This is a genomic window from Oryzobacter telluris (assembly GCF_043099285.1).
GTDB classification, from domain to species: Bacteria; Actinomycetota; Actinomycetes; order Actinomycetales; family Dermatophilaceae; genus Oryzobacter; species Oryzobacter telluris.
Map to the genome: position 1 here is coordinate 2,210,873 of NZ_CP170723.1, position 16,734 is coordinate 2,227,606.

The window sequence follows — 16,734 nt, forward strand, 5'->3', positions numbered from 1 at the left end:
ACTAGGTTCGACGGCATGAGCGAGCCACGCACCGTCCTCGTCACCGGTGGCAACCGCGGGATCGGCCTCTCGATCGCCCGGTCGTTCGCGGAGGCCGGCGACAAGGTCGTCGTCACCCACCGCTCCGGTGACGCCCCCGACGGCCTGTTGGGCGTCAAGTGCGACGTCACCGACAGCGCCTCGGTCGACGCCGCGTTCACCGAGGCCGAGGGGCTGCTCGGCGGCCCGGTTGAGGTCCTCGTGGCCAACGCGGGCATCACCAAGGACACCCTCCTCATGCGGATGTCGGACGAGGACTGGGACTCGGTCATCGACACCAACCTCGCGGGCGCCTTCCGCTGCGCCCGGCGCGCGAGCAAGGGGATGATCCGCCTGCGCCGCGGTCGCATCATCCTCATCTCCAGCGTCGTGGGCCTCTACGGCGGTCCCGGGCAGGCCAACTACTCCGCCAGCAAGGCCGGCCTCGTCGGCCTGGCCCGCTCCATCACGCGCGAGCTCGGTGGGCGGGGCATCACGGCCAACGTCGTGGCCCCGGGCTTCATCGAGACCGACATGACGGCCGCGCTGCCCGAGGACACCCAGAAGACCTACAAGGCGGCCATCCCCGCGGGCCGGTTCGCCAGCCCCCAGGAGGTCGCGGCCGCCGTCCGCTTCCTCGCGAGCGAGGACGCCGCCTACATCTCCGGTGCCGTCATCCCCGTCGACGGCGGCCTCGGCATGGGCCACTGAGCCCGCCCCACCTGCACGCTCACCCGCACACCGACCGACCCCCGACGCGAAAGGGCCCGCCATGTTGCTCGAGGGCAAGAAGCTGCTCGTCACCGGCGTCCTCATGGACTCCTCCATCGCCTTCCACATCGCCAAGCTGGCGCAGGAGCAGGGGGCCGAGGTCGTCCTCACCTCCTTCGGCCGCACGATGAAGATCACCTCCGCCATCGCCCGGCGCCTGCCGCAGACCCCGCCGGTCGTCGAGCTCGACGTCACGAGCGACGACGACCTCGCGGCCCTGGCCGACCGGGTCAAGGAGCACGTGCCCCACCTCGACGGCGTCGTGCACTCCATCGGCTTCGCCCCGCAGGGCGCCTTCAACTTCATGGAGGCCGGCTGGGACGACGTCTCCACGGCCGTGCAGGTCTCGGCCTACTCGCTGGCCTCCCTCACCAAGGCCGCGCTGCCCCTGATGTCCGAGGGCGGCAGCGTCGTCGGGCTCACCTTCGACGCCCGCTTCGCCTGGCCGGTCTACGACTGGATGGGCGTGGCCAAGGCCGCGTTCGAGTCCACGAACCGCTACCTGGCTCGCGACCTCGGCCCGAAGGGGATCCGCTGCAACATCGTGGCCGCGGGCCCGATCCGCACCACCGCGGCCAAGTCGATCCCGGGCTTCGAGCGCTTCGAGGAGGAGTGGGGCACCCGCGCCCCGCTCGGCTGGGACGTCAACGACGCGGTGCCCGCCGCTCGCGCCTGCTGCGCCCTGCTGTCCGACTGGTTCCCCGCGACCACCGGCGAGATGGTCCACGTCGACGGCGGCTTCCACGCGATGGGGGTCTGACGGTCGGGCGACACCCGTCGGCCGACTAGGCTCCCCGTTCGTGAGCAGCGACCACGCCGCGACCGAGCCCGGAGCGCAGACCCGGGAGGTCCGTCTCCTCGAGGGCCCCAACCTCTACTTCCCGCGACCCGCCGTCAAGGTGACCCTCGCCCTCCCGGGGTGGCTCGCCGCCCCCGTCGCGGACGTCCGGGCCCTCACCGCGGCGGCCGGCCTGCGGCGTGGACAACCCGGGGCTCCCGGCAGCGAGCAGCGCCAGCGCGTCCTGGTCCGCGTCGTCGAGCGGGCGGCGCGGGCGGTGGCCGTCGAGGCCGGCACCCGCCGGCTCGGCGTGCGCACCCGAGCCGCTGCGGAGACCGACGTCGTCATCTGCGCCTTCGTCTGGAGGCACCGGGGTCGCGCGGAGGCCCTCGGCGCCGCCATCGGTGACGTCATGGCCGAGGTCCACGCCGGCCGCTCGTGGGCCGAGGCCGTGAGTGCCCACGCGCAGGTCGTCGCGTCGGCGCCCAAGGGCGAGGGGCCGCGCATCCTCACGCCGCAGGTCCCGGTCGTGTCGGTCACCGGCACGAACGGCAAGACGACCACCACGCGCCTCCTCGCGCACATCGCGATGACGGCCGGGTTCCGCACCGGCTGGAGCTCGACCGACGGTGTCCTCGTCCAGGGCGAGGTCGTCGAGACCGGCGACTACTCCGGCCCGGCCGGGGCCCGGGCCGTGCTCGAGGCTCCCGGGGTGGAGATCGGCATCCTCGAGACCGCCCGCGGCGGGATGCTGCTGCGCGGCATGGGCGTCACCCACAACGACGTCTCCGTCGTCACCAACGTCTCCGCCGACCACCTCGGCCTGCAGGGCATCGACACCGTGGACCAGCTCGCCGAGGTCAAGGCGATCATCACCCGCGTCACCAAGCCCACCGGCTGGGTCGTCCTCAACGGAGAGGACCCACGGGTGTGGGCGATGCGCGGCGCGGCCCGGGGGCGCCCCTGGGTGTTCGCGGCCGACCCCAACGCCCCCGCCGTGCGCGACGCCCTGGGCGCCGGCGGCCGGGCCACGACGATCCTCGACGACCACCTCACGGTCCTGACGTCCGACGGCCTTCCCGACCGGCTCCTCAAGGTCGTCGACCTGCCGATGGCGCTGTCCGGCCTGTCGCACCACAACCTCCTCAACGCCCTCGCCGGCGCCTCCGCGGCCCTGGGCCTCGGGCTGGCCCGCGACTCGGTGGTCGAAGGGCTGCGGACCTTCCTGCCCGACGACGTCCTCAACCCCGGCCGGATGAACACGTACTCCGTTCCCGTGGAGGGCGGCTCGGCCACCGTCATCGTCGACCTCGCCCACAACGAGGCCGGTCTGGAGGCGTTGCTCGATGTGTGTCGCGGGCTCGTCGCTCCGTGGGGACGGGTGCACCTCGCCCTCGGCACCGGAGGCGACCGCACCGACGACATCCTCGAGACCCTCGGCGAGATGGCCGGCCTGCGCGCCGACCACGTCGTCGCGGCGCACAAGGAGCACTACCTGCGCGGCCGCAGCATGGAGGACCTCGAGGCGCACCTGCGCATCGGCCTGGCCCGGGCCGGCGTCGCCGACGTCTCGTCGTACCCCACCGAGCTCTCCGGGCTCCAGGCGCTCGTCGAGGCCGCCGATGACGGCGACGTCGTCGCGGTGATGTGTCACGCCGAGCGTGCCGCCATCGCCGCCTGGCTGGGGGAGCGCGGTGCGGTGTCGGACGACCCCGACGCGGTGCGGCGCAAGGTGGTCCGCGCCCGCGGCGAGCACGAGGCCGAGGACGAGATCGCCGCCCTCTGGGAGCTGGAGGACGACGCCGCCCGCATCGAGGCCGCCCGCGTGCTGCACGACGCGCACCCCGGCGACGCCCGCATCGCCTTCGAGCACGCCGGGGCGCTCGACGCCGCCGGTGACGAGGCCGCGGCCGTGCCGCTGTACGAGGAGTCGCTGGCCTCCGGGCTGCGCGAGCCCCTGCTGTACCGCGCGCAGGTGCAGCTGGCGTCCAGCCTGCGGGTCCTGGGACGGCACCACGAGGCGGCGGCCGTCATCGAGGACGTCGCGTCACGGCACCCGGAGAGCCTGGGGGTCGCGGCGTTCCGCGCCCTCGTGCAGCACGACGCGGGGCACGCGACGCAGGCGCTGCGCGACCTGCTCGCCACCGTGGTCGCGACGAGCACCGACGGCGACGTCGAGCGCTACCGGCGCGCCCTCACGGCGTACACGGCCGACCTCGGCCGCTGACGGGACCACCACGACCGAGCCGGGAGGGCACCGGGGTCAGAGCGGCCCGGGCCCCTGGTAGTTGATCCCCTGCGGACGCACGCCGTCCCAGGAGCGGTCCCACGCGACGTTCTCGCCGTCGGCGACGCGGGCGCCCTCGGGCAGGGCCGTCGGGTCGGGACGGCGGGTCAGGTCGCGGTACAGCACGACGAGCACCACCAGGGCGACGACTCCCAGCACGATCCAGACCACGGCCCCTCCTCCGTCTGCTGTCGGGGCACCAGCATGGGGCCGCCGTCGCCGCAGGTCAACGACCCGCGGCGACGTGGCGGGCCGTCAGCCGGCGGAGGAGCCGGCGGGCGTCTCGGACGGGTCGACCTCGCGGGCCGCCTCGTCTCCGGTCTCCGAGGCCTCGACGGTCAGCGCCTCGGGGTCGAGGTCGGGGTCGCCGACGCTGTCGCGCGAGTGGCTGCCGGGCTGGGCCTGCTTGGTCATCGACTCGAGCTCGGCCATGACGTCGGCGTGCTGGTCGACCGAGAGCACGACGATGTCGCCGGGGTTGGCCCGCGCCATGACGTGGCGCACCGCCGCGGTCTCGTCGAGGACGACCTCGACCTGGCGGCAGCGCACGCCCGGCTCGCCCATCCGGGCGCGCACGCCCTCGGCGACCCGCTCGGCGGTGAAGCCCTTCTCGCGTCCGCGCAGCCGCACGTCCTCACGGACGACGACGACGTCGAAGTGCTCGGCGGCGATGGCACCGAGCTCGCGCATGTCCTCCTCGCGGCGGTCGCCAGCGGTGGCGACGACGCCGATCCGCGAGATCTTGCCGAGGTCGGTCTGCCCGGCCTTGACGGCGGCGTAGCGCTCGAGGAACTCGCCGAGCACGCGCATGCCCGGAGCGTTGTGGCAGTAGTCGACGATGACGTCGACGTTGTGCACGTTGACCTGGTTCATGCGGCCGGGGGAGAGGTAGTACGACGTCGTGAAGGTGCGCAGGCCCTGGCGGATCTCGTGCAGGCCGGCGCCGCTGGCGAAGGCCGCGCCCGCGGCCGCCATCGCGTTGGCGACGTTGAACAGGGCCGTGCCGCCGAAGGTGGCGGGGAGCAGGTGGGTCCACGCCAGCTGCATCGACCGGCGGCCGTGGCGGATGACGATCATGTCGCCGCGGTCGGTGCGGTCGAGGACGATGGCGCGCCCGCCCCGGCGGCAGTGGTCGTCGATGAGGTCGCGCACCGGGGTGCCGGCCTCGGCGAGCGAGAACCAGACGACCGAGCCCGAGCAGCGCCGACGCATCTTGCGCACCAGGGCGTCGTCGGCGTTGAGGACGGCGAACCCGTCGCGGGGGACGGCCTCGACGATGACGGCCTTGACGTCGGCCAGCTGCTCGAGGGTGTCGATGCCGCGCATGCCGAGGTGGTCGGGCGCGACGTTGGTCACGACGGCGACGTCGTTGCGGTCGTAGCCCAGGCCCTCGCGCAGGATGCCGCCGCGGGCGACCTCCATCACGGCGAAGTCGACGCGCGGGTTCTGGAGCACCATCCGCGCCGAGCGCGGCCCGGAGGCGTCGGCGCGCACCACGAGCCGCTCGTCGATGACGATGCCGTCGGTGGAGGTCATGCCGACCTGGCGGCCCAGGCCCTTCATGATGTGCGCGATCATCCGCGAGGTCGTGGTCTTGCCGTTGGTGCCGGTGACGGCGACCACCGGGACGCGCGACGGCGTGCCCGGGGGGAAGAGCAGGTCGACGACCGGCTTGGCGATGAACTGCGGCTCACCGACCGTCGGGTGCGTGTGCATGCGGAACCCGGGAGCCGCGTTGACCTCGCAGATCGCGCCACCGGTCTCGCGCACGGGGGAGGCGATGTCAGGGGCGATGAAGTCGATGCCGGCGACGTCGAGCCCGATGAGGCGCGCGGCCTCCTCGGCGATCTCGATGTTGTCCGGGTGGGCGTCGAAGGTGCGGTCGATGGAGATGCCGCCGGTCGACATGTTGCCGGTGAGGGCGAGCTTGACCATCTGCTCGGCGGGCGGGACGTCGTCGAGCCCGAAGCCCTGCTCGCGCACGAGCTCCTCTGCGGCGGCGTCGACCTTGATCTTGGTGAGGACCTTCTCGTGGCCGACGCCACGGCGGGGGTCGGCGTTGGTGATGTCGACGAGCTCGCGCACGGTGTGCGTGCCGTCACCCACCACGTGGGCCGGGACGCGCTCGGCGATGGCCTGCATCTTCCCGCCGACGATGAGGCAGCGGTAGTCGCGGCCGGTCACCATCGACTCGACGATGACGTAGCCGCGGCGGGACTGCTCCTCGGCGACGACGAACGCCTCGCGGACGTCGTCGTCGGTGACGAGGTTGAGGCAGACGCCGCGACCGTGGTTGCCGTCGAGCGGCTTGACGACCACGGGGAAGCCGATCCGCCGCGCGGAGGCGACGGCGCCGTCGGCGGAGCGGACCGTCTCCTGCTTCGGCACCGGCAGGCCGGCCGAGTTGAGCAGCTTGGTCGTCATGTCCTTGTCGCCGGCGATGTCGACGGCCAGCGCACCGGTCTTCGAGGTCATCGTGGCGCGGATGCGCTGCTGGTGCACGCCCTGGCCGAGCTGCACGAGGCTGCCGGTGTTGAGCCGGATGAAGGGGATGTCGCGGCTCACCGCCTCCTCGAGGATGGCGGCGGTCGACGGACCGAAGGCCGTGCGCTCGGCCCGGGTGAGGAAGTTCTCCATCTCCTGCGCGAAGTCGAAGCCCTCCTCCTCCTGCACGAGGTGGTTGACCAGGCGCACCGCGAGGCGGCCCGCGGCGACGCCGACCTCCTCGTTGGTGTAGCCGTAGATGACGTTGTAGACGCCGGTCTTGCCCTTGACCATGCGGGTCTTTCCCCGGCGCTGGTCGTGGCCGGCCTCCTGCTGCAGCTGGAGGGCGATGTGCTCGGTGACGTGCCCGAGCCAGGTGCCCTCGCGCAGCCGCTCGACGAAGCCGCCCTTCGTGCCCTTGGAGCAGGTGTGGTTCACCAGGCGGGGGAGGAGCTCGACCAGGCGGTCGGTGAACCCCGGCAGCGTGTCGGTGGGGTAGCCCTCGAGGACGCCGAGGTCGACGACGAGGTGGATCGACGGGTCGTACGACCAGATGTTGCCGCCGCGGTAGACCCGTGACTCGACGATCGTGAGCTCGGGTGCGGCGGGGCCGGTCGGGGTCGGGCGGTCCATCGGCGCTTCTCCTGGGAGGTCGGGACGGGGGTGGGCGGACGGGCGGGCCGTCGCGACGGTCAGGCCTTGCTGGCGGCGACCGACACGAGCAGGTCGGGGTGCTGCTCGACGAACGCGGAGAGCCGGCGCTGCACGAGGTCGAAGGTCGACCCGGCCGGCAGGGTGTGGACGATCGCGCCGGACACGAGGACGGGTGCCCCGGCGCGCGCGTCGGCGGCGTCGGTGCGGGCCGTGGTGCAGTCGAGGACGAAGACCGCCCCCGAGCCGCGGACCTCGAACTCCCGCCCGTCGGAGACCACCATGGCGGTGTCCTCGTCGATGCCGACCCCCAGCAGGTGCGGGGACGGGGCGATCACGGACATCAGACGACCGTAGCGTGCCCGCTGGTCGAAGTGCTGGTCGACCACCACCCCGCGGAGCAGGCCCAGCCCGGCGGTGACCTGGCTGGCGCGCTGGCGCGGCGTGACGCCCTCGTCGCCCATCGAGATCATGAAGTCGGAGACGATCGACGCGCCGGCCGACGTGCCGCCGACCACGCAGCCGCGGTCGTGGGCCCGGTGCAGGGCGTCGCCGAGCGGGGTGCCGGGGAGCAGCTGGGAGAGGCGCAGCTGGCTGCCGCCGCTCATGAACACGCCGGTGGCGGCGTCGATGGCGGCGACGAGCTCGGGGTCGTGCGCCTCCTCGCGCGTCGCCGGGTTGACGATCGTCACGCTGCTGGCGCCGAGGCGGGTGAACACCTCCGTGTACGAGGCGCCCACCTCGTCCTGGAACGACGACGCGGTGGGGATGACGACGATGGTGGAGCGGCGGCCCCCGCAGAGCTTGAGGAAGTGCCGCAGGAGCGAGGCCTTGCCCACGCGGTCCTCGGCCCCGCCGATGACGAAGAGGGTGGGGGTGGTCGTGGGGTAGCGCGGCACCCGGTCAGCCTAGTGGGGTGTCGCCCGCCTCATCTGCGTCCTCGACCTCCTCGCGGGAGATCCCCAGGAGGAACAGCACCGCGTCGAGGTAGGGGACGTTGAGGGAGGTGTCGGCCTGGCTGCGGACGAGGGGCTTGGCGTTGAACGCGACGCCCAGACCGGCGACGGCGAGCATGTCCAGGTCGTTGGCGCCGTCGCCGATCGCGACCGTCCGGGTGAGGGGCAGACCCTCGAGGGCGGCGAACTCGCGCAGTGCCGCGGCCTTCCCCGCCCGGTCGACGACCTCGCCGACGACGCGGCCGGTGAGGACGCCGTCGACCACCTCGAGGCGGTTGGCCCGCACGTGGTCGACCCCGAGGTCGGCGCCGATGGCCTCGACCACCTCGACGAACCCGCCGCTGACGAGCGCCACCGTGAAGCCGAGTCGCTTGAGGGTGCGCACGAGGGTCCGTGCGCCCGGCGTGAGCCGCACGGCCGCTCGCACGTCCTCGAGGACGCTCTCCGGCAGGCCGGCGAGGGTCGCGACGCGGGCGTGCAGGCTCTGGGCGAAGTCGAGCTCGCCGCGCATGGCCTGCTCGGTGACGGCGGCGACCTCGGCCTCGCGGCCGGCGTGCGCGGCGAGGAGCTCGATGACCTCGTCCTGGATGAGCGTGGAGTCGACGTCCATGACGACGAGGCGTCCGCCGCGGCGGGCCAGGCCGGAGGGCGCCACGGCGATGTCGGCGCCCGTCTCCGCCGACACGAGGGCGAGGTCCTGGCGCAGGCTGGGCAGGTCGGCGCCGGAGACGTCGAGCTCGACGGTGGTGACCGGCCAGCGCGAGAGGCGGCGGATGCGGTCGATGTTGGCGCCGTGGGCGGCGACGGCACCGGCGACGGCGGCCACGTGCCCCGTCTCCAGGGGAGACCCCATGACGACGACGGCGGCTCGCCCGGTGCGCCTGCGGGCGTTGTCGCCGTGGCCCACGACGAGCCCGACGCGCATCCCCATCTCCTCGCCGGCCCGGGTCAGCCGGTCGGTGAGGACGTTCTCGTCCTGCGTCGGGCCGAGCAGCACCGACAGCGCCAGGTGGCCGCGGACGACGACCTGCTCGAGGTCGAGCACCTCGGCGCCCACGGTGGCCGCGGCCTCGAAGACCGCCTTGGTCACCCCGGGCCGGTCCGGACCGTCGAGCGTGACGAGGAGCGTGCGCCGCTCGGGATCGGGGAGCGGTGGCAGTGACTGGTCGTCGGCGTCGGAGGGCACGTCTCGCAGGCTATCCAGCCTTCGCGTCGCGCCAGGCGACGAGGTCGCGGATCGGACCTGGGTCGTAGTCGGGGCCGTTGAGGCCGACCGTGAACAGCCGCGTCCCGACGTCGAACAGCGCCTCGGCACCGGCCGCGTAGTCGGCGACGTCCTCGGGGAGGCGGCCCGGCTTGGGGGAGACGCCGGAGGACCGCTCGATGGACGCCGGGTCGCGGCCGACCTTCGCGCACCACTCGTCGAGGACGGCGTGCTTGTGGGCGATCGTCTCGGGCGCGCCGAAGCCGTGCCAGATGTCGGCGTGCTCGGCGACGATGCGCAGCGTCTTCCTCTCCCCACCGCCGCCGATGAGGACGGGGATCGGCCGCGTCGGGGCCGGGTTCAGCCTCGACCAGCGGTCCTTGATGATCGGCAGGTCGCGCTTCAGGGCGTCCAGACGGCCACCAGCAGAACCGAACTCGTACCCGTACTCGTCGTAGTCGCGCTCGAACCAGCCGGACCCGATGCCCAGGATGAGGCGCCCCTCGGCCCCGTCGCGGGCGCTGATGTGGTCGACGGTGCGGGCCATGTCGGCGAGCAGCGCGGGGTTGCGGTAGCTGTTGCAGGTGACGAGCGCGCCGATCTCGACGCGCTCGGTGGCCTCGGCCCAGGCGGCCAGCATCGACCAGCACTCGAAGTGCGCTCCGTCGGGCTCGCCGTAGAGCGGGTAGAAGTGGTCCCAGTTGAACAGGACGTCGACCCCGATGTCCTCCAGCTGCGCGCAGGCGCGACGGATGTCGGCGTACGACGCGTGCTGGGGCTGGAGCTGCGCCCCGATCCGCACCGGCCGGTCGCCGGTCACGCCACCACCGTCTGGCCCTTGCCGACGACGGTGATGCCGGACTCGGTCACCGAGAACCCGCGCTCGAGGTCGTGCTCGCGGTCAAAGCCGATCTTCGCGCCGTCGGGGACGGTGACGTTCTTGTCGATGATGGCCCGCTGGATGGCGCAGTGCCGCCCGATCTCGACACCGTCGAGGATGACGCTGCTGTCGATCTCGGTGTAGCTGTGCACCTTGACGTCGGGGGAGACGACCGAGCCGTTGACCCGCGCACCGGAGATGACCACGCCGGGGGAGATGGCCGAGTTCAGCGCCTCGCCGAACCGCCCGTGGTGGCCGTGGACGAACTTCGCCGGCGGGTAGGGGCCGTGCGAGGTGTAGATCGGCCAGTCGTAGTTGTAGAGGTTGAACACCGGGTGGATCGACACGAGGTCCATGTGCGCGTCGAAGTAGGAGTCCATCGTCCCCACGTCGCGCCAGTAGCCCATGTCGCGCTCGGTGCCGCCGGGGATGACGTTCTTCTTGAAGTCGTAGGTGTACGCGGCGTTCTGGGTGACCAGCGCCGGCACGATGTCGCCGCCCATGTCGTGCTTGCTGCCCTCGAGGGTGGTGTCCGCGGTGACCGCGTCGATGAGGGCGTCGGCGGAGAACACGTAGTTGCCCATGCTCGCGAGGATCTCGTCCGGCGAGTCGGGCAGGCCGTCGGGGTCGGTGGGCTTCTCGCGGAACGCCTTGATGCGGGTGTGGTCGTCGGCCGCGACCTCGATGACGCCGAACTGGTCGGAGGTCTCCTTCGGCTGCCGGATGGCCGCCACGGTGACCCCGGCGCCGGACTCGATGTGCTGCTCGACCATCTGCGAGAAGTCCATCCGGTACACGTGGTCGGCTCCGACGACGACGACGATGTCGGGCCGCTCGTCGGTGATCGTGTTCAGGCTCTGGAAGATCGCGTCGGCGCTGCCCTGGTACCACGACTTGTCGACGCGCTGCTGGGCCGGGATCGGGGCGACGTAGTTGCCGAGCATCGTCGACATCCGCCAGGTCTTCGTCACGTGCCGGTCGAGGCTGTGCGACTTGTACTGGGTGAGCACGACGACCTTGAGGTAGCCGGAGTTCACGACGTTCGACAGGGCGAAGTCGATGAGGCGGTAGATCCCCCCGAAGGGGACGGCAGGCTTGGCCCGGTCGGCCGTGAGTGGCATGAGCCGCTTCCCCTCACCGCCAGCCAGCACGATTGCCAGGACCTTCGGACCTCCGCTGCGGTACGCCATGACCCCACGCTATTGGGTCTGCCCCCTCGCCGGGAGACCACGTTCGCCCTAGGGTCGGTTTCGTGCGCATCGACATCCTGTCCAAGGAGTACCCCCCGGCCATCTACGGCGGCGCCGGAGTCCACGTCGCCGAGCTCGTGCGGGCCCTGCGCCGGCGTGGCGACATCGACGTCCGCGTCCACGCGTTCGGCGAACCGCGGGAGGAGGACGGCACCACCGGGCACCCCGACCTCGCCGAGCTGACCGGCGCCAACGCGGCCCTGACCACCCTCGGCGTCGACCTCTCCATCGCCGCGGCCTGCGAGGGAGCCGACCTCGTGCACTCGCACACCTGGTACGCCAACTTCGCCGGGCACGTGGCCGCGCTGATGGGCGACATCCCCCACGTGCTCTCGGCGCACAGCCTCGAGCCGATGCGGCCGTGGAAGGCCGAGCAGCTGGCCGGCGGCTACCGCCTGTCGTCGTGGGTGGAGAAGACGGCCTACGAGGCCGCCGACGCCGTCATCGCCGTGAGCGCCGGGATGCGCGCCGACATCCTGCGCTGCTACCCCGACGTCGACCCCGACAAGGTCAAGGTCGTCCACAACGGCATCGACAGCCAGCTCTGGCAGCGCGAGCGCGACGAGGACGTCGTGCGGCGCCACGGCGTGGACCCCGACCGGCCGAGCGTCATCTTCGTCGGCCGGATCACCCGGCAGAAGGGCCTGCCCTACCTGCTGCGCGCCGTGGCCGAGCTGCCGCCCGAGGTGCAGCTCGTCTTCCTCGCGGGCGCGCCGGACACCAAGGAGATCCTCGCCGAGGTCGAGGGCCTCATCGAGACCCTGCGCGAGACCCGCGACGGCGTGGTGTGGGTGCCGACCATGTTGCCGCGCAACGAGGTCGTGGCCCTGCTGAGCAGTGCCACCGTGTTCGTCTGCCCGTCCGTCTACGAGCCGCTGGGCATCGTCAACCTCGAGGCGATGGCCTGCGAGCTGCCCGTGGTGGCCACGGCCACCGGCGGCATCCCCGAGGTCGTCGTGCACGGCGAGACCGGCTGGCTGGTCCCCATCGAGCAGGTGCAGGACGGCACCGGCACCCCGGTCGACCCGGACCGCTTCGTCGCCGACCTCGCGGCCGCCCTCAACGACGCCGTGAGCGACCCCGCGCGGGCCGACCGGATGGGACTGGCCGGGCGCCGACGGGCCGTGGAGTCGTTCTCGTGGGCCTCGATCGGGGAACAGACCAACCAAGTGTACCTCGATGTCCTGAGGCGACGGATGCTCTCGTCCTGACTCGGTTAGGGTCATCGCATGAGTGACGTCCTCGCACTGGCCGGTGTGAGCGTCGTGCGTGGGGAGACGCGCATCCTCGACGACGTGTCGTGGGAGGTCGAGGAGGGCCAGCGCTGGGTCGTGCTGGGCCCCAACGGCGCCGGCAAGACCACGCTGCTCCAGCTGGCCGCGGCCCGCATCCACCCGACCACCGGTGTCGCCGGCGTGCTCGGGGAGGTCCTCGGCGCGGTCGACGTGTTCGAGCTCCGTCCCCGCATCGGCCTGGCGTCCGCCGCTCTCGCCGACCGGATCCCGGGCCACGAGATCGTCCGCGACGTCGTCGTCACGGCCTCCTACGGCGTCGTCGGTCGCTGGCGCGAGGCGTACGACCGTCTCGACGAGGGCCGCGCCCACGAGCTGCTCGAGGCCCTGGGTGCCAGCCACCTCGCGGGCCGCCGCTTCGGCACGCTGTCCGAGGGCGAGCGCAAGCGCGTCCAGATCGCCCGCGCCCTGATGACCGATCCCGAGCTCATGCTCCTCGACGAGCCGGCCGCGGGCCTCGACCTCGGTGGGCGCGAGGACCTCGTCCGGCGCCTCGGCGCGCTGGCCGCCGACCTCGCGGCCCCGGCGATGGTGCTCGTCACCCACCACGTCGAGGAGGTGCCGCCGCACTTCACCGACGTCCTGCTCCTGCGCGAGGGTCGCGTCGTGGCGCAGGGCCCGATCGAGATCACGCTGACCGCCGAGAACCTCGAGGCCACCTTCGGCCTCCCGCTCGAGCTCGAGGTCCGGGGGGACCGCTATGCCGCCCGCGCCCGGTGAGCTCACAGGGAACTCCCAGCACCGCCCACGCGTCGAACAGGTGACCAGGCACCACGGGAAGGGGACAGGCCGATGGACTGGCTGACGGACAACTGGTGGCTCTTCTGGCTGGGCGTCGCCCTCGTGCTCGGCGCGATCGAGGTCGCGACCGTCGACTTCGTCTTCCTCATGTTCGCCGGGGGTGCGGTGGCGGGTGCGGTCGCCGCCGGGGTCGGCGCTCCCGTCCCGCTGCAGGTCGTCATCGCCGTGGCGGTCGCCCTGCTCCTCCTCGTCGTCGTGCGCCCGATGATCAAGCGGCAGTTCACCGACGGCGAGGTCGACCACCACATCGGCCCGTCGGGGCTCGTCGGTCGCGAGGCCCGCGTCCTGCAGGCCGTCACCGACACCGACGGCCGCGTCAAGCTCGCCGGCGAGACCTGGTCCGCGCGCCTGGCCGAGGGCACCACGCCCGTCGGTCCCGGCGAGGAGGTCCGCGTCATCGCCATCCACGGGGCCACGGCCGTCGTCGAGCCCGTCCACCACGACCCCTCCACCTGACCCGCGCCCGACCGGCGCCGTGTGAAAGGCCAGACCCATGCCCGACGGAGTGTTCCCGATCATCGTGCTGCTGCTGCTCGCGGCGTTCGCGATCATGGTGCTCGTGCGCACGGTGCGCATCGTGCCCCAGCAGACCTCGCTCATCATCGAACGCCTCGGCCGCTACTCGCGGACCCTCGAGGGCGGGCTGCACATCCTCGTGCCGTTCGTCGACCTCGTGCGGGCCAACATCGACCTGCGCGAGCAGGTCGTCTCGTTCCCGCCGCAGCCGGTGATCACGAGCGACAACCTCGTCGTCTCCATCGACACGGTCATCTACTACCAGGTCATCGAGCCGAAGTCGGCGGTCTACGAGATCGCCAACTTCATCCAGGGCATCGAGCAGCTCACCGTCACCACGCTGCGCAACGTCATCGGCTCGCTGGACCTCGAGCAGACGCTGACCAGCCGTGACCAGATCAACGGCCAGCTGCGCGGCGTCCTCGACGAGGCCACGGGCAAGTGGGGCATCCGCGTCAACCGCGTCGAGCTCAAGGCCATCGACCCGCCGCAGTCGATCCAGGAGTCGATGGAGAAGCAGATGAAGGCCGAGCGCGAGCGCCGCGCCATCATCCTGCAGGCCGAGGGCCAGAAGGCCAGCCAGATCCTCACCGCCGAGGGCGAGAAGCAGAGCCAGATCCTGCGCGCCGAGGGCTCGGCCCAGGCCCGCATCCTCGAGGCGCAGGGCCAGGCCCGCGCCATCCAGCAGGTCTTCGACGCCATCCACCGCGGCAAGCCCACCCAGAAGCTGTTGGCCTACCAGTACCTCCAGGTGCTGCCGCAGATCGCCCGCGGTGACTCCAACAAGATGTGGATCATCCCCAGCGAGCTCACCGACGCCCTCAAGGGCATCGGCGGCATGCTCGGCCGCGGCCAGGGCGGCTTCGACGGCGGCGACGACGAGCAGTGGGTCGACCCCGGCGAGGGCCCCGGCAACGCCTTCGAGGAGACCACCCTCGAGGACCCGGCCAAGGCGCTGGCCGCGGCCCGCGGCCAGGCCGGCATGGCCAGCCGTGAGGCCGAGGAGCACGCCTCGCCCGCGTCGCGGGTGCAGCCCCCGATCCAGCCGTCCGCCGACGCGGTCCCGCCGCGCGCCCCCGTGACGCCGCCCCCGGCCCCGCCGGTTCCCCCGTCGGAGGACGCCCCGCCGCCGCCCCCGGCCCCCGGGTCGCAGCCCCCGGCACCGCCAGCGGCCGGCGACGACGAGCCGCTGCCTCCGCCGCCCGGTCGCTGACCGGACCGCACGACACCCGCACCCGGGCACCCGCATAGGGTGTCCGGGTGCCCTGGTCCGACGCCCTCCTCGTGCTCCTCGCGGGGATCGGCGCGGGCACGATCAACACGATCGTCGGGTCGGGGACCCTCATCACCTTCCCCACGCTGCTGCTCCTGGGCATCCCCCCGGTGACGGCGAACATCTCCAACAACATCGGCCTGGTGCCCGGCAGCCTCACCGGTGCGATCGGCTACCGCAAGGAGCTCGAGGGCGCCGGGCCCGACCTCAAGCGGCTCGCGCCGATGTCGTTCCTCGGCGGGGCGCTGGGGGCGGTGCTGCTCCTCGTCCTCGCCCCGGACCTGTTCAAGGCCATCGTCCCCGTCCTCATCGTCGTGGGCATCGCCCTCGTCGTCGTCGGCCCGTGGATCAACGCGTGGACCGCTCGACGCCGTGAGGCCGCAGGGGTCGACGGCGAGCCCGAGCACACGGTCGCCATGCAGGCCGGGGCGTTCGGGGCCGGCGTCTACGGCGGGTACTTCGGTGCGGCACAGGGGATCATCCTCATGGGGATCCTCGGTGCCCTGTCGCCGAAGCCGCTGCAGCGGCTCAACGGGTACAAGAACGTGCTCGCGACCATCGTCAACGCCGTCGCCGCGATCGTCTTCGTCCTCGTGGCCTTCGGCCAGATCGACTGGCTCGTCGTGCTCCTCATCGCCGTGGGGTCGACGATCGGCGGGGTCATCGGGTCCACGGTGGGGCGTCGCCTGCCGCCGGCGGTCCTGCGCGGGGCGATCGTCGTCATCGGGCTCGTGGCCGTCACGCGGATGGTCGTGGCGGGGTGACCGTCGAGCGGATCACGTCGGCCGACGACCCTCGGCTGACGGACTACGTGGGCCTCACCGACGTCGCGCTGCGGCGACGCACCGAGCCCGAGCGCGGGCTGTACGTCGCGGAGTCGGAGAAGGTCATCCGGCGGGCGCTCGCGGCCGGCCACCGGCCCCGGTCCTACCTCATGGGGGAGCGGTGGCTCACCGACCTCGCCGACGTCGTGGCGGCCGCCGAGGCCGACGGCGTGCCGGTGTTCGTGGGCGAGCCCGACGTCATCGAGGCACTCACCGGGTTCCACCTCCACCGGGGTGCGCTGGCCGCGATGCAGCGGCCCGAGCTGCCCTCTCTCGAGGCCGTTCTCGCCAGTGCCCGGCGGGTGCTCGTCCTCGAGGACATCGTCGACCACACCAACGTCGGGGCCGTGTTCCGGTCGGCCGCAGCGCTGTCGGTCGATGCCGTGCTCGTCACGCCGCGGTGCGCCGACCCGTTCTACCGGCGGTCCATCCGCGTCTCGATGGGGACGGTGTTCCAGGTGCCGTGGACCCGGATCGACCCGTGGCCCGGGGGGGTGGAGCGGTTGCGCGAGCTCGGGTTCACCACGGCCGCACTGGCGCTCACCGACGAGTCGGTCGGCCTCGACGAGCTGGCGGCCTCACCCCCGGAGCGGCTCGCGCTGGTCCTCGGCACGGAGGGCGACGGGCTGAGCCGGCGGACGCTGGCCGCGGTCGACCTCACCGTGCGGATCCCGATGGCCGGCGGGGTCGACTCGCTCAACGTCGCCGCGGCCGGTGCCGTGGCCGCCTGGGCGCTGCGCGCGCCCTGA

At 72.6% G+C, this 16,734-nt stretch carries 15 protein-coding genes; 9 read left to right on the forward strand and 6 right to left on the reverse strand.

All coding sequences use genetic code 11. The features are described from left to right. The first annotated feature begins 15 nt into the window (after positions 1-15). From fabG to ACFLFB_RS10115, 3 genes are all read left to right on the forward strand, one after another. A complete protein-coding gene (fabG, locus tag ACFLFB_RS10105) occupies positions 16-729 on the forward strand; it encodes a 3-oxoacyl-ACP reductase FabG (protein WP_392542044.1) in 714 nt (237 codons plus the stop codon). Between the two features lie 61 nt (positions 730-790). Next, positions 791-1,549 (forward strand): enoyl-ACP reductase FabI, encoded by a 759-nt coding sequence (fabI, locus tag ACFLFB_RS10110; protein WP_392542045.1) that lies wholly within the window; start codon positions 791-793, stop codon positions 1,547-1,549. Positions 1,550-1,589: 40 nt separating this feature from the next. Further along, a complete protein-coding gene (locus ACFLFB_RS10115) occupies positions 1,590-3,794 on the forward strand; it encodes a tetratricopeptide repeat protein (protein ID WP_392542046.1) in 2,205 nt (734 codons plus the stop codon). 36 nt (positions 3,795-3,830) lie between these two features. Here ACFLFB_RS10115 and ACFLFB_RS10120 read toward each other — a convergent pair whose 3' ends face one another. The 6 genes from ACFLFB_RS10120 to glgC all read right to left on the reverse strand — a co-directional run bounded on the left by ACFLFB_RS10120 (position 3,831) and on the right by glgC (position 11,219). Next, positions 3,831-4,025: a hypothetical protein gene (locus tag ACFLFB_RS10120; protein ID WP_392542047.1), complete on the reverse strand. Its 195-nt coding sequence runs from the start codon at positions 4,023-4,025 to the stop codon at positions 3,831-3,833. Positions 4,026-4,109: 84 nt separating this feature from the next. After that, on the reverse strand, positions 4,110-6,971 hold the full coding sequence (gene cphA / locus ACFLFB_RS10125) for a cyanophycin synthetase (protein ID WP_392542048.1): 2,862 nt from the start codon (positions 6,969-6,971) through the stop codon (positions 4,110-4,112). Positions 6,972-7,030: 59 nt separating this feature from the next. Beyond that, positions 7,031-7,888, reverse strand: a complete 858-nt coding sequence (locus ACFLFB_RS10130; protein ID WP_392542049.1) for a cyanophycinase — start codon at positions 7,886-7,888, stop codon at positions 7,031-7,033. Between the two features lie 4 nt (positions 7,889-7,892). Continuing rightward, the gene (serB, locus tag ACFLFB_RS10135) at positions 7,893-9,131 is read right to left on the reverse strand and encodes a phosphoserine phosphatase SerB (protein ID WP_392542050.1); all 1,239 of its coding nucleotides are present in this window, start codon (positions 9,129-9,131) and stop codon (positions 7,893-7,895) included. Between the two features lie 10 nt (positions 9,132-9,141). After that, the gene (locus ACFLFB_RS10140; protein ID WP_392542051.1) at positions 9,142-9,969 is read right to left on the reverse strand and encodes an LLM class F420-dependent oxidoreductase; all 828 of its coding nucleotides are present in this window, start codon (positions 9,967-9,969) and stop codon (positions 9,142-9,144) included. Continuing rightward, complete coding sequence (glgC, locus tag ACFLFB_RS10145) at positions 9,966-11,219, reverse strand: glucose-1-phosphate adenylyltransferase (protein ID WP_392542052.1); 1,254 nt, start codon at positions 11,217-11,219, stop codon at positions 9,966-9,968. The genes ACFLFB_RS10140 and glgC overlap by 4 nt, the downstream gene beginning before the upstream one ends. Before the next feature lie 62 nt (positions 11,220-11,281). Between glgC and glgA the strand changes: the two genes are divergently transcribed. The 6 genes from glgA (at position 11,282) to ACFLFB_RS10175 (ending at position 16,734) form a co-directional block, all read left to right on the forward strand. Continuing rightward, positions 11,282-12,490 carry a glycogen synthase gene (gene glgA, locus ACFLFB_RS10150; protein ID WP_392542053.1) on the forward strand — a complete coding sequence of 403 codons (1,209 nt, stop codon included), beginning with the start codon at positions 11,282-11,284 and terminating at the stop codon, positions 12,488-12,490. A gap of 18 nt (positions 12,491-12,508) precedes the next feature. Beyond that, a complete protein-coding gene (locus tag ACFLFB_RS10155; protein ID WP_392542054.1) occupies positions 12,509-13,291 on the forward strand; it encodes an ABC transporter ATP-binding protein in 783 nt (260 codons plus the stop codon). Positions 13,292-13,363: 72 nt separating this feature from the next. After that, positions 13,364-13,828, forward strand: a complete 465-nt coding sequence (locus ACFLFB_RS10160) for an NfeD family protein (protein ID WP_392542055.1) — start codon at positions 13,364-13,366, stop codon at positions 13,826-13,828. Between the two features lie 37 nt (positions 13,829-13,865). Further along, a complete protein-coding gene (locus tag ACFLFB_RS10165; RefSeq protein ID WP_392542056.1) occupies positions 13,866-15,101 on the forward strand; it encodes an SPFH domain-containing protein in 1,236 nt (411 codons plus the stop codon). A gap of 47 nt (positions 15,102-15,148) precedes the next feature. Continuing rightward, complete coding sequence (locus ACFLFB_RS10170; protein ID WP_392542057.1) at positions 15,149-15,925, forward strand: sulfite exporter TauE/SafE family protein; 777 nt, start codon at positions 15,149-15,151, stop codon at positions 15,923-15,925. Continuing rightward, positions 15,922-16,734: a TrmH family RNA methyltransferase gene (locus ACFLFB_RS10175; protein ID WP_392542058.1), complete on the forward strand. Its 813-nt coding sequence runs from the start codon at positions 15,922-15,924 to the stop codon at positions 16,732-16,734. The genes ACFLFB_RS10170 and ACFLFB_RS10175 overlap by 4 nt, the downstream gene beginning before the upstream one ends.